This window comes from Pseudomonas entomophila L48 (assembly GCF_000026105.1).
GTDB classification, from domain to species: Bacteria; Pseudomonadota; Gammaproteobacteria; order Pseudomonadales; family Pseudomonadaceae; genus Aquipseudomonas; species Aquipseudomonas entomophila.
This window is the reverse complement of sequence record NC_008027.1, coordinates 5,096,666-5,109,289: the sequence shown is the minus strand read 5'-3', so window position 1 is coordinate 5,109,289 and position 12,624 is coordinate 5,096,666. Positions and strand designations below refer to the sequence as shown.

The 12,624-nt window shown below is 65.7% G+C and carries 12 protein-coding genes; 5 read left to right on the top strand and 7 right to left on the bottom strand.

Going from position 1 to position 12,624, the window contains the following annotated elements; all coding sequences use genetic code 11:
• Window positions 1-98 precede the first annotated feature (98 nt).
• Genes hemL through PSEEN_RS22215 form a run of 3 tightly spaced genes read right to left on the bottom strand, consistent with a single transcriptional unit; the run spans window position 99 to window position 2,835 of the window.
• The gene (hemL, locus tag PSEEN_RS22225; RefSeq protein WP_011535823.1) at window positions 99-1,382 is read right to left on the bottom strand and encodes a glutamate-1-semialdehyde 2,1-aminomutase; all 1,284 of its coding nucleotides are present in this window, start codon (window positions 1,380-1,382) and stop codon (window positions 99-101) included.
• Between the two features lie 17 nt (window positions 1,383-1,399).
• Window positions 1,400-2,023: a thiamine phosphate synthase gene (gene thiE / locus PSEEN_RS22220; protein WP_011535822.1), complete on the bottom strand. Its 624-nt coding sequence runs from the start codon at window positions 2,021-2,023 to the stop codon at window positions 1,400-1,402.
• 14 nt (window positions 2,024-2,037) lie between these two features.
• The gene (locus tag PSEEN_RS22215; RefSeq protein WP_011535821.1) at window positions 2,038-2,835 is read right to left on the bottom strand and encodes a hydroxymethylpyrimidine/phosphomethylpyrimidine kinase; all 798 of its coding nucleotides are present in this window, start codon (window positions 2,833-2,835) and stop codon (window positions 2,038-2,040) included.
• A gap of 265 nt (window positions 2,836-3,100) precedes the next feature.
• On the opposite strand from PSEEN_RS22215, the gene PSEEN_RS22210 reads away from it, so the two are divergent.
• The 4 genes from PSEEN_RS22210 (at window position 3,101) to PSEEN_RS22195 (ending at window position 9,129) form a co-directional block, all read left to right on the top strand.
• On the top strand, window positions 3,101-5,092 hold the full coding sequence (locus tag PSEEN_RS22210) for a sensor histidine kinase (protein ID WP_011535820.1): 1,992 nt from the start codon (window positions 3,101-3,103) through the stop codon (window positions 5,090-5,092).
• A gap of 122 nt (window positions 5,093-5,214) precedes the next feature.
• A complete protein-coding gene (locus PSEEN_RS22205) occupies window positions 5,215-6,870 on the top strand; it encodes an acyl-CoA dehydrogenase family protein (RefSeq protein WP_011535819.1) in 1,656 nt (551 codons plus the stop codon).
• Between the two features lie 159 nt (window positions 6,871-7,029).
• A complete protein-coding gene (gene amn, locus PSEEN_RS22200; protein WP_011535818.1) occupies window positions 7,030-8,493 on the top strand; it encodes an AMP nucleosidase in 1,464 nt (487 codons plus the stop codon).
• Window positions 8,494-8,499: 6 nt separating this feature from the next.
• Window positions 8,500-9,129, top strand: coding sequence for a pseudouridine synthase (locus tag PSEEN_RS22195; protein WP_011535817.1), 630 nt, complete (start codon window positions 8,500-8,502; stop codon window positions 9,127-9,129).
• Window positions 9,130-9,210: 81 nt separating this feature from the next.
• On the opposite strand, the gene PSEEN_RS22190 is transcribed toward PSEEN_RS22195, so the two are convergent.
• Both PSEEN_RS22190 and PSEEN_RS22185 read right to left on the bottom strand, forming a co-directional pair.
• Window positions 9,211-9,414, bottom strand: a complete 204-nt coding sequence (locus PSEEN_RS22190; RefSeq protein WP_011535816.1) for a DUF2788 domain-containing protein — start codon at window positions 9,412-9,414, stop codon at window positions 9,211-9,213.
• Between the two features lie 53 nt (window positions 9,415-9,467).
• Window positions 9,468-9,944 carry an Lrp/AsnC family transcriptional regulator gene (locus PSEEN_RS22185; RefSeq protein ID WP_011535815.1) on the bottom strand — a complete coding sequence of 159 codons (477 nt, stop codon included), beginning with the start codon at window positions 9,942-9,944 and terminating at the stop codon, window positions 9,468-9,470.
• A gap of 393 nt (window positions 9,945-10,337) precedes the next feature.
• Here PSEEN_RS22185 and PSEEN_RS22180 point away from each other — a divergent pair, with 393 nt between their 5' ends.
• Complete coding sequence (locus tag PSEEN_RS22180; protein WP_011535814.1) at window positions 10,338-11,129, top strand: DUF6515 family protein; 792 nt, start codon at window positions 10,338-10,340, stop codon at window positions 11,127-11,129.
• Between the two features lie 110 nt (window positions 11,130-11,239).
• Here the strand turns inward: PSEEN_RS22180 and PSEEN_RS22175 are convergent, their stop codons facing one another.
• On the bottom strand, window positions 11,240-12,109 hold the full coding sequence (locus PSEEN_RS22175) for a cation diffusion facilitator family transporter (protein WP_011535813.1): 870 nt from the start codon (window positions 12,107-12,109) through the stop codon (window positions 11,240-11,242).
• A gap of 25 nt (window positions 12,110-12,134) precedes the next feature.
• Window positions 12,135-12,554 carry a hypothetical protein gene (locus tag PSEEN_RS22170; RefSeq protein WP_011535812.1) on the bottom strand — a complete coding sequence of 140 codons (420 nt, stop codon included), beginning with the start codon at window positions 12,552-12,554 and terminating at the stop codon, window positions 12,135-12,137.
• Between the last annotated feature and the right edge of the window lie 70 nt (window positions 12,555-12,624).

Here is a 12,624-nt window from a genome sequence, read left to right as displayed (position 1 = left end):
GTGGGTTTGTGAACGGGGTTACGCGTAGAGAGTTGTTCGCCGGCAAGCCGGCTCCTACGGTCGCTGTAGGAGCCGGCTTGCCGGCGAACTGGCTCGGATCATTTGAGCTTGGCGAAGGCGCGCTCGGCCGCATCCAGGGTGATCTGCAGCTCCTTGTCGCCATGGGCGATGGAGGTGAAGCCGGCCTCGAAGGCGCTCGGGGCCAGGTACACGCCACCTTCGAGCATCAGGTGGAAGAAGCGCTTGAAGCGTTCCGCGTCGCTGGCCATCACATCGTCGAAGGTGACGATGTCGTCGGCGCCGCTGAAGTACAGGCCGAACATGGCGCCTGCCTGTGTGGTGACGAACGGTACGCCTGCGGCATCAGCGCGTTGCTGCAGGCCGTCGAGCATGCGGCTGGTGAAGGCTGTCAGTTCGTCATGGAAGCCGGGGCGGCTGATCAGCTTCAGGGTGGTCAGGCCGGCGGCCATCGCCAGCGGGTTGCCCGACAGGGTGCCGGCCTGGTAGACCGGGCCGAGCGGGGCAATGCAGCCCATGATCTCGCGCTTGCCACCGAAGCAGCCAACGGGCATGCCGCCACCGACGATCTTGCCGAAGGTCGACAGGTCCGGGGTGATGCCGTAGTAGCCCTGGGCACCGCCCAGCGACACGCGGAAACCGGTCATCACTTCATCGAAGATCAGTACCACGCCATGCTTGTCGCACTGCTCGCGCAGGCCTTCGAGGAAGCCCGGCGCCGGAGGCACGCAGTTCATGTTGCCGGCCACCGGCTCGACGATGATGCAGGCCACGGTCTGGCCGACTTCGGCGAGGGTTTTCTCGACCGCGGCGATGTCGTTGAACGGCAGCGTCAGGGTGTGCTTGGCGAAGTCCGCTGGCACGCCGGCCGAGCTTGGTACGCCTTGTGTCAGCAGGCCGGAACCGGCCTTGACCAGCAGGCTGTCGGAGTGGCCGTGGTAGCAGCCCTCGAACTTGATGATCGCGTCGCGGCCGGTGTAGCCACGGGCCAGGCGGATGGCGCTCATGGTCGCTTCGGTACCGGAGCTGACCATGCGCACCATTTCCATCGACGGCACGATCGAGCAGACCAGGTCGGCCATCTCGGTTTCCATGGCGGTCGGCGCGCCGTACGACAGGCCGTGTTGCAACTGGTTGCGTACCGCGTCGAGCACCTCCGGGTGGCCGTGGCCGAGGATCATCGGGCCCCAGGAACCGACGTAGTCGACGTAGCGCTTGTCATCCTCGTCGATGACGTAGGCGCCTTCGGCGTGCTTGAAGAACAATGGGGTGCCGCCAACGCTCTTGAAGGCGCGCACGGGCGAGTTGACGCCACCGGGGATGTGCTTCTGGGCTTGGGCGAACAGTGCTTCGGAACGGGACATGGGATCTTCTCTCGAAATCAGGAGGCGAACAGGGCGTTGAAGGCGCGGGCGCGGCGGGTGACTTCCTGCGCGCTGTCGGCACCGAACAAGCCGTGGATCACCGCCAGCAGGTCGGCGCCATGGGCGACCAGCGGGGCGGCGTTGTCGAGGGTGATGCCGCCGATCACCGCGATCGGCAGTTTCACGCGGGCACGGGCCTGCTCCAGCAGTTCGAGGCTGGCGGCCGGGGCGCCCGGCTTGGTGACGGAATTGAAGAAGCGGCCGAAGGCGACATAGCTGGCGCCTTCGCTGGCGGCCTGCTCGGCGAGCTCGAGGCTGGCGTGGCAGGTGGAACCGATGATCGCCTGGCGGCCGAGCAGGGCGCGGGCCGGCGTCAGTGGGCCGTCGGTCTGGCCCAGGTGCACGCCAACGCCCAGGCGTGCGGCCAGTTCGGCGTCATCGTTGATGATCAGCTGCGTGCCATAGCGCTCGCAGAGCTTCTTCAGGCCTTCGGCTTCACGCAGGCGGCGACCGGCGTCGTCGCTCTTGTCGCGGTACTGCAGCAGGCAGACGCCGCCTTCGAGCGCCGCCTCGACATGGCTGAGGAAACGGCCGGCGAGCAGCTGGCTGTCGGTGATGGCATACAGACCGCGGAGCGTCATCGGGTGGCCTCGTGTCAGGAGCAGAAATCCAGGGGCAGGCGGCGCGGCACGTACTGGCCCTTGCCCAGTTGCTCGGCGTCACGCAGGGTGCGCCAGGTGTAGTCCAGGGCACTGCGCACGGCGCTTTGCAGCTGCTCGCCGAGGGCCAGGCGACCGGCCAGGGCGCTGGCCAGGGTGCAACCCGAGCCGTGGTAGCTGCCCGGCAGGCGCTGGCAGGTCCAGGTGTGCGACTGGCCGTCGCGGCTGTACAGGCGGTTGTGGATTTCGCTCTCGTCACCGTGACCGCCGGTGATCAGCAGGTGTCTACAGAACGGCAGCAGTTTCTCGGCGCATTCGTCCGCCGTGCCGTCCGGCAGTTCCGCGAGGATGCGCGCTTCCGGCAGGTTCGGCGTGGCGATGGTGGCCAGGGGCAGCAGGCGTTCGCGCAGGGCGTAGCCGACCTCGTCCTTGCCCAGGCGACCGCCGCCGCCGGCACGCAGCACCGGGTCGCAGACCAGCGGCAGGTGCGGGTGCGCGGCGAGCAGTTCGGCGACGGTGTCGACCATCTCGATCGAACCGAGCATGCCCAGCTTGACCGCGGCCACCGTGGAGTCGGCCAGCACGGCGTTGGCCTGGGCCAGCACCCACTCGCGGTCGAGCACGCGGAAGTCGGAAACGTTGACGGTATCCTGCACGGTCAGGGCGGTCACGGCAGGCGCGGCGTGACAGCCCTGGGCGAGCAGGGCTTCGATATCTGCCTGCAGGCCGGCGCCACCACTGGGGTCGTGGCCGGACAGACAGAGGACAACGGGGCGGGAGCTGTAGGTATTCATGGTCGGCGAGCTTATCACCAAACCTTTTTGCGCGGATCGGTCGCTGCGCAAGATTTGCTGATCAAGTGGTCAAGATGTAATTGTGTGAATCTCTGAAAGCTGCATTCTAGAGCTTCTGAAGGCAAATTCGCAGTGGCCTCTGGCCATGCCGAAAAGCTATGCTAGAGTGCTCGGATAACTCGATAAACGGGCTCTGCCGGATCACGTCGTCTCAAAGGGAAAGGAGGCAACCGCGACGCGACTGGACAGGCCATGCTGGGGCTGTATGCGCTATTTGCTGATTGTGCTTCTGGGCTGCTTGCCCTTGCTCGCCGGAGCGGTCGAATTCAATGACAGCACCGGCCGTCTGCCGCTGGGCCGTTCCATGCTGGTCTACGAGGACCACGATGGCAACGCCACGATCACCCAGGTCAGCGCCCCCTCCTTTGCCAGCCACTTCGTGCAGCACCAGGACGAGGTGTTGAACGCCGGTTATTCGACCTCGGTGTTCTGGCTGCGCATCGACCTCGACTACGCCGCCCCTCCTTCTGCCGCGCCGCGCCAATGGCTGCTGGAACTGGCCTATCCGCCCCTGGACCACCTGGAGCTCTACCTGCCGGATGAGCAGGGAACCTACCGCCTGGCCCAGCGCACCGGTGACGCACTGCCTTACGCCAGCCGGCAGATCCGCCAGAACAACTACCTGTTCGAACTGCCCATGCGTCCTGGCCAGTCGACCACCGCCTACCTGCGCTTGCACAGCCAGGGTTCGATCCAGGCGCCACTGACCCTGTGGTCGGCCGAAACCTATCTCGAGGACCAGCCCACCCGCCTGTACGTGCTGGGGATGATCTACGGCGTGTTGCTGGTGATGCTGGTGTACAACCTGTTCATCTACCTCAGCGTGCGTGATGTCAGTTACCTCTACTACATCCTGTACATCGCCTCGTTCGGTTTCTACCAGGTATCGGTCAATGGTGCCGGCATCGCCTATTTCTGGCCGGACAGCCCATGGTGGGCCAATGCCGCGACGCCGTTCTTCATTGGCGCCGCCGGTTTGTTCGGTTGCCAGTTCGCCCGTCATTTCCTGCAACTGGGGCGCTTGAGCCGAGGTTTCGATCGCCTGCTGATGGTGCTGATGGCTGGCGGTGGCCTGGTCATGGTCCTGGCGCTGACCCTGCGCTACGGCGTGGCGCTGCGCATGGCCACGCTGTTGGCGCTGCTGTTCACCGTGAGCATCTTCAGCGCCGGGCTGTATGCCGGGTGGCGCGGGCTGCGGGTGGCGCGCTGGTTCATCATCGCCTGGACCGCCTTCCTGCTCGGCGGGCTGGTCAACACCCTGATGGTGCTGGGCTACCTGCCGAACCTGTTCATCACCATGTACGCCAGCCAGTTGGGTTCGGCGCTGGAGGTGGCGCTGCTGTCGCTGGCCTTGGCCGACCGCATCAACAGCCTGCGCGAGCAGCAGGCCCAGACCCTGCGCGAGACCGGCCGTACGCTGGAACAGATGAACCTGCAACTGGCCCGCAGCAACCGGCTCAAGGATGAGTTCCTGGCCACCGTGACCCATGAATTGCGCACGCCGATGAACGGTGTGATTGGCTCGCTTGAGCTGCTGCACACCCTGCCCATGAGTGCAGAGCAGGCCCAGTACCATCGCACCGCCACCGGCTCCGCCCAGGACATGATGGCGATGGTCGACGACATTCTCATCCTCACCGAGCTGCAGGCCGGCCACCTGCGCAACCAGCATGGGCCGTTCAGCCTGCGGCGGCTGATGCAGGAGCTGCGCGCGGGTTACGCCAGCCAGGCCCTGGCCAAAGGCCTTTACCTGAGCCTTGATGTGCCTGCCGATCTGCCCGACAGCCTGGTGGGCGATGCGCAGAAGCTTGCTCGCTGCGTGGCCTGTCTGGTGGACAACGGCCTGAAATTCACCCATCAGGGGGGCGTTACCGTGCAGGTGCGAGGCCGTCGTGTCGGGCCGGACAGCCTGGCTTTGAGCATTACCATCAGCGACAGCGGCATCGGTTTCGATGACCTGGACCAGGCGGTGCTGTACCAGCGGTTCGCTCAGGTGGATGGGTCGATGACCCGGCGCTACGGCGGGTTGGGGGTGGGCCTTTCGATCTGCCGGCAGTTGGGCGAGCTGATCGATGCCAAGTTGTCCCATGAGTCCACACCGGGGCTGGGTAGTCGTTTCGAATTGAGCCTGACACTGGCCGTGGCGCAGGTGCAACTGCCGCCAACCCGAGCGGCCTCTGGCTTGAGCCGCTTCTGAGGGCAACCGTTCGCCGGCACGCCGGCGAAGTGCCCCCCATGTAGTCCGTTTTGTCACTTTGACTCACCGGGCAGCGGTGCTTCACTGGGGCTTTCAGGCACGACCGGAACCAGGAGGCCCCGATGAACCTGCACCAGTTCGCTGAAACCCACGAAGTCACCAACCAGCCACCTTCGCTGGACGGCGCCAATCTCTACCGCCTCGACCTGCCGCTCCAGGAGTGGTCGCGGCGTTTCGGTGCCGGCTGGGCCGAGTCGCGTATCGACGCCTACGGCGCCCTGGCCGGCGGCCCGTTGATGACTGCGGGGTTTCTCGCCAATGCCCACAAGCCCGAGTTCAGCAGCCACGACCGCTATGGCCATCGCATCGACCTGGTTGAGTTCCACCCCGCCTACCACGAACTGATGCGCACCGCTGTCGAGCACGGCCTGCCGTCACTACCCTGGGCCGAGCCGCGCGCAGGTGCCCACGTGGCGCGTGCCTCGATGACCTACCTGCACAGCCAGGCCGAGGCCGGCACCGGCTGCCCGCTGACCATGACCTTCGCCGCCGTGCCGGCGCTGCGGTTGCAGCCGGCGCTGGCGGGCTACTGGTTGCCGAAGATCCTTGCTCGAGAGTACGACCCCCGCAACATTGGCGACCGGCACAAGGCCGGGGTCACCCTCGGCATGGCCATGACCGAGAAACAGGGCGGCACCGATGTGCGCGCCAACACCACACGCGCCTACCCGGTGGGCGCGCCGGGCCCGGGCCAGCCTTACGAGCTGGTGGGGCACAAGTGGTTCTGCTCGGCGCCCATGTGCGACGCCTTCCTCACCCTGGCCCAGACCGACAAGGGTTTGAGCTGCTTCCTGCTGCCGCGCCACCGCCCGGACGACCAGCGCAACCAGTTCTATATCCAACGCCTGAAGAACAAGCTCGGCAACTGCTCCAACGCCTCCAGTGAAGTGGAGTTCCGTGGCGCCTTGGCGTGGATGGTGGGCGAAGAGGGCCGGGGCGTACCGACCATTATCGAGATGGTGGCCATGACCCGCTTCGACTGCATGGTCGGCTCCAGCGCGCTGATGCGCCAGGCCCTGACCCAGGCGGCGCATCACTGTGCGCACCGCAAGGTCGGTGGCCGTGTGCTCAACGAGCAACCGTTGATGCAGAACGTGCTGGCCGACCTGGCGCTGGAGAGCGAGGCCGCGCTGGCCCTGAGCCTGCGTATGTGCCAGGCGCTTGACCAGCTGGACGATCCGCAGCAGGCACACTTCTCGCGGCTGGTGACGGCGGTGGGCAAGTACTGGATCTGCAAGCGGGCGCCGGGAATGATCAACGAAGCCGCCGAGTGCCTGGGGGGCGCCGGTTATGTCGAGGACAGCATCCTGCCACGGCTGTACCGCGAGGCGCCGGTCAACTCCACCTGGGAGGGGTCGGGCAACGTGCAGTGCCTGGACGTGTTGCGAGCCTTGTCCAAGGAACCAGGCGTGCTCGACGCGCTGTTCAGCGAACTGGGGGATGGCCATGGCGACGCGCGGCTGGCTGCGTTCATCGGCAACCTCAAAGGCGCCTTCGCCGACACTGGCGATATCCAGTACCGCGCACGCCAGCTGACCGAGGACATTGCACTGGCGCTGCAGGCCAAGCTTTTGCTCGAGGCAGGCAATGCAACAGTCAGCGATGCGTTCATCGGTAGCCGGTTGAGCGGCAGCGGCCGGGTGTATGGCGCGTTGCCGCGAGGCGTGGACGCAGCGGCACTGGTGGCGCGTGCGACTCCGGTGTGGAACGGTGCATAGATCTCCTGTAGGAGCCGGCTTTGCCGGCGAAGAGGCCAGTGAGGCCGACACCGCACAGAGGCTTCCACGGGGACCGGGTGGCCGATATCCGGGGGTGTATTTACCCGTGAACGCAGGCAAGATGGTTGGCATGCATGTCCCTAAGACAGGAAGCCCAGCGTGAGCCAAGCGTTTGCAGTCGTTGCTACCCCCGAACAGGCCGTCGACCGTCTGGCGGCCTTGCATGAACAGGCCACCGGGGCCTTGAGCCAGGCCCTCAAGCGCTACCTCAAGGACCGCACCGAACCGACCGAGGCCGAGCGCGCACTGTTCCGCTACCCGGCCCTGCGCCTCACCTACCACAGCCTGGGTGAAGTCGCCGCCACCACCCGCGCCTACGCCAAGGTCCAGGTGGCCGGCACCTACAGCGTCACCGTCACCCAGCCTGCGGCCTTTCGCAGCTACCTGCTGGAGCAACTGCGCCCGTTGATGCACGACTACACCGTGAGCGTGGAAGTGGGTGTCAGTGAACAGAACATCCCGTACCCCTACGTGGTCGACCAGGGCGATGAACTGGCCGGCAGCGGCATCACCGCGGCGCAGCTGGCGCGGGTGTTCCCCAGCACCGACCTGTCGGCGGCCACCGACAACATCGCCGACGGCCTGTACGACTGGGAAAGCGCCGACACGCTGCCGCTGGCACTGTTCGACGCCGCCCGCGTGGACTTCTCCCTGCGCCGCCTGGTGCACTACACCGGCAGCGACTGGCGGCACATGCAGCCATGGATCCTGCTCACCAACTACCACCGTTATGTCGACCAGTTCATCGGCCACGGCCTGGAGCAACTGCGCGAGGACCCGCGCTTCGTGCGCATGGTGTTGCCGGGCAACGTGATCATCGAGAAAGGCATGGACCACGGCGAGGCCCAGGCGCTGGTCGCCAGCGTGGTCTGGCACCGCTACCAGATGCCGGCCTACCACCTGATCGCCGCCGATGGCGACGGCATCACCCTGGTCAACATCGGTGTCGGGCCGTCCAACGCCAAGAACATCACCGATCACCTGGCTGTCCTGCGCCCGCACTGCTGGCTGATGATCGGCCACTGCGGCGGCCTGCGCCAGTCGCAGACCATCGGCGACTACGTATTGGCCCACGCCTACATGCGCCGTGACGGTATCCTCGACCGCGTGGTACCACCCAATATCCCGATCCCGGCCCTCGCCGAAGTGCAGTTGGCCCTGCAGGAAGCGGCGGCGCAGGTCACCGGCGAGCGCGGCGACCAGTTGAAGAAGCGCCTGCGCACCGGCACCGTGCTCACCTACGACGACCGCAACTGGGAGCTGCGCTGGGCCCAGGAGCGGCCGTTGATAAACCTGTCCCGCGCTGTGGCCGTGGACATGGAGAGCGGCACCATCGCCGCCCAGGGCTACCGCCTGCGCGTGCCGTACGGCACTTTGCTGTGCGTGTCCGACAAGCCGCTGCACAGCGAGATCAAGCTGCCGGGTTCGGCCAACGCGTTCTACAACCGCGCGGTCAGCCAGCACCTGAAGATCGGTATCGCCGCCCTCGACCTGCTGCGCACCGAGCTCAACTCGCTGCACTCGCGTAAACTGCGCAGCTTCGATGAGCCGCCGTTCCGCTGAGGATCCATGTCCCTGCCACCCCGCAACACACCGCGCCGTCCGACGGCGCGGCCTTCCGGCCCGCGTCGCCAGCCCAAGGCGCCGCCGGCCGAGCCTCGCCTGATCCTGTTCAACAAACCGTTCGACGTGCTGACGCAGTTCAGCGACGGCGAGGGGCGTGCCACGCTCAAGGACTTCATCGACATCCCTGGCATCTATCCGGCCGGGCGGTTGGATCGCGACAGCGAGGGGCTGTTGTTGCTGACCAATGACGGCCGCTTGCAGGCGCGTATCGCCGACCCCAAGCACAAGCTGGCCAAGACCTACTGGGTGCAGGTCGAGGGTGAGCCGAGCGAAGAGCAACTCAAGCGCCTGCGTGAGGGGGTCGAGCTCAATGACGGGCCAACGCTGCCAGCCGAGGCACGCTTGCTCGAGGAGCCCGAGCTTTGGCCGCGTAATCCGCCGGTACGCTTTCGCAAGAGCGTGCCGACAGCCTGGCTGGAGCTGGTGATCCGTGAGGGGCGAAACCGCCAGGTGCGGCGGATGACGGCGGCGGTGGGGTTGCCAACCTTGCGCCTGGTGCGGGTACGTATCGGTGATTGGACGATCGAGGGGCTGGAGCAGGGTTGCTGGCGGGAAGTGGTGGCGAAGTTGTGATCGTGCGCGGTTCGCCGGCAAGCCGGCTCCTACAGGTGCTGTGCAAATCTCCGTAGGAGCCGGCTTGCCGGCGAACCCGCTCTAGACGCCTTCGAGGAACCCCACCACCACGCTCTTGATGATGAACGCCAGCACCCCCAGGCCAAGGACGAAGAATAGGATCAGGGTGCCGAAGCGCCCCGCCTTGGATTTCTTCGCCAGGTCCCAGACGATGAAGCCCATGAAAGCGATCAGCACGGTGACCAGGACAATCATCATCCACTCTTCGAATACGGCGGGATCCATCAGTTCACTCCAGGCAGGCTGAGCACCCGATCATACGCCCTGCGCCGAGGGATTCAACGCAGATGGGTCAAGGGCAGCTCGGTGCTGGCCAGCACCTGGTTGAGCACGAAGCTCGAGCGCACGCTGGTCACGCCTTCGATGCGAGTCAGGCTGCCGAGCAGCAGTTTCTGGTAGTGGTCCATGTCCGGCACCACCACCTTGAGCTGGTAGTCGGCGTCCATCCCGGTGACCAGGCTGCATTCGAGCACCTGGGGCAGGCTGCGGATTGCCGCCTCGAAGGTCTCGAAGCGCTCGGGGGTGTGGCGGTCCATGCCGATCAGCACATAGGCGGTCAGGCTCAACCCAAGCTTCTTGCGGTCCAGCAGCGCCACCTGGCGCGAGATGTAGCCGTCGTCCTCGAGTTGCTTGACCCGACGCGAGCAAGGGGAGGGGGACAGGCCGATGCGCTCGGCCAGCTCCTGGTTGGAGATGCGCGCGTCACGCTGCAATTCGGCGAGGATGCTCAGGTCGTAGCGGTCGAGCTTGCTCATGGAAAAGGCCTTTTCTGATCAGATTGCGGCGAATTATCAATCCAGGGTTAAAAATTGCGCAAGTGCTATTTATCAGAGCAATCTTCGCAATCCCCTGCCGCACCATTCGACCTATCTTTATCACCAGAATCACTGCCCGGACATCAGTCCACGGCGACGCGCCCCAGACGGGCGGTCGCGGCCGGCCATCCAACAGGATCCGCCAGGCCCCCGGGCTACGCACTGTCCAGAAGACGGCGCGAGGTGAGCCGGTGTCACAAGCGCCGAGCACGGACGACAATTCCCGAAGGGAGGCCGCAAGGCCTCCCTTTTTTATACCTGCGATTTCATCTCTCTGGCCAGGTGCCACGGTAAACTGGGCACCATGCAGTTTTCCCAAACGAGAGGAACAACATGAGGTCGCGCATCTGGCAGTTGGCAGGTGTTGGTTTGCTGGGCATGGGTGTGAGCCTGGGCGCTTTGGCCCAAGGGCCGGAGGACCCCAATGGCGGGCGCGGTTCGCCGCTCAATTCCCGTGACGAAGTGCGCCAGACCCAGCCGCCGCGCCAGGGTTATTACCAGGACATCCCGCGTCGCCATGGCGACGACCGTTACTACGGGCAGCGGCCGGGCGGTGACTGGGCCGGCCGCCCGGATGGCCATGGCAACGGTTGGGGCCCGGGGCCGCAGTATCACCCCGGCCATAGTGTCGACCGTTTCCCGGACCGTTACTGGAAAGTGCCTTATCGTGGGCAGGATTACTTCTATTCCGGTGGCTATTGGTATCGCCCGCATGGCGGCGGCTATGTAGTGGTCAGGCCGCCCTACGGCGTGAGGGTCGGCTACCTGCCGCCCTATGCCCGTGAAGTGTGGCTGGGGGGCGCGTTGTTCTTCCTGGTGGCTGACACCTACTACCAGTACCAGGCCGACAGTCGAGAGTATGTGGTGGTCAATCCGCCCACCACCGTGCCGGCGCCAGCGCCTGTCCAGCAGCCGTACAACGGTTATGACGTGATCGCCTACCCGGCCTATGGGCAGGGACCGGAGCAGCAGGAGCAGGACCGTTATCAGTGCCATCGCTGGGCGGTCAGCCAGACAGGCTTCGACCCTGCCACTGCGACCTACGCGCCACCGGCCAATGTGGCCGACAACTACCGGCGATCGCTGGGCGCCTGCCTGAGTGGACGAGGCTATAGCATCAACTGATTCCTGTAGGAGCGGCTTTAGCCGCTATGCAGGCACTGCAGTGCCGGGCACCGGCCTTGCCGGTGTTCGCCAGCAAGGCTGGCTCCTACGGGGTTGTGGTGAGGCTCTGCTCAGACTGGGTCGGCATGCACCATCACATCCGCCCGCGGGTAACGCTCGCGAATGGCCTGCGAAGCCTGCACGCACAGTTCGTGGGCCTGATGCAGTGGCAGCTCCCCGGGCAGTTCAAGGTGCAACTGCACGAACCAGTGGCTCCCCGACACCCGCGTACGCAGGTCGTGCACGCCCTTCACCCCGGGAATCGCCAGCACTACTTCGAGCATGCGTTCGCCGATGTCGGCCGGCAGCTCCTGGTCCATCAGGATCGCTGTGCTTTCGCGGGCGATCTGGATCGCGCTCCACAGGATGTACAGGGCAATGCCCAGGCCGAACAGCGCATCCAGCTGCGGCCAGCCGAAGCGCGCCAGCAACAGCGCCAGGAGGATGCTGCCGTTGAGCAGCAGGTCGGAGCGGTAGTGCAGGGAGTCGGCGCGCACCGCCGTGGAGCCGGTGAGGCGGATGACCTTGCGCTGGAAGGCCAGCAGCGCCAGGGTCAGTACCAGTGACAGCAGCATGACCACGATGCCGGCGGCGGTGTCGCCCAGCGGCTGTGGCGCTTGCAACCGTTCCACGGCCTGCACCCCGATCAACACCGCGCTGACCGCGATGAACAGTGCCTGGGCCATGCCGGCCAGGGCTTCGGCCTTGCCGTGGCCGAAGCGGTGGTCGTCGTCGGCCGGGCGCAACGCGTAATGCACGGCGAGCAGGTTGAGGAACGAGGCCACGGCATCCAGCGCCGAGTCGGTCAGCCCGGCCAGCAGGCTCACCGAGCCGCTAAGCCACCAGGCCACGGCCTTGGCCAGTACCAGCAGGCTGGCCACCGTCAGCGAAGCGCGGGTGGCCAGGCGCAGCAGGCGCTTGTGTTCGGCGGTCGCGGTCATGCGCGTGATTGCGTCCTTGAAGAAATCAGGCTGCCGGAACCAGGCCATAGGCGGCCAGTTGTTCGACACTGCCACGGTGCTGGATCAGGCGTGGGTCGTTCAGCGGCAGGCGTTGACCCAGCTCGCTCTCGAGTATGGCCTGCAGCTTGACCTTGTCGACCTGGCCGTCGGCGTTGATGGCGGGCTTGAGCTTGGCCGGGTCGATATGCGCGGTCTGGCCGCCGGGGTAGTAGATGGCACCGGTGGCGAAATCGATACCGAAGGCAATCAGGCCGGGGATGACATAGAAGAGAATGCCGATGGCGTCCAGCGCCGCGACCACTGGGTCGATCTTGCCTTCGATCTGGCCGCGGCGGTCGGGGTAGAACAGGGTGCCGCAGGCCGTCAGCTGGGTCAGCAGCGTGGCGATGAGCACGCCACCAATGACGCGGGAAGGGATGCGCATGTGAATCTCCGGAAAAGTAGGCGCTACAAGGGGCGAAGGCACGCGCCAACGCCTGAAGCTAAGACCATGA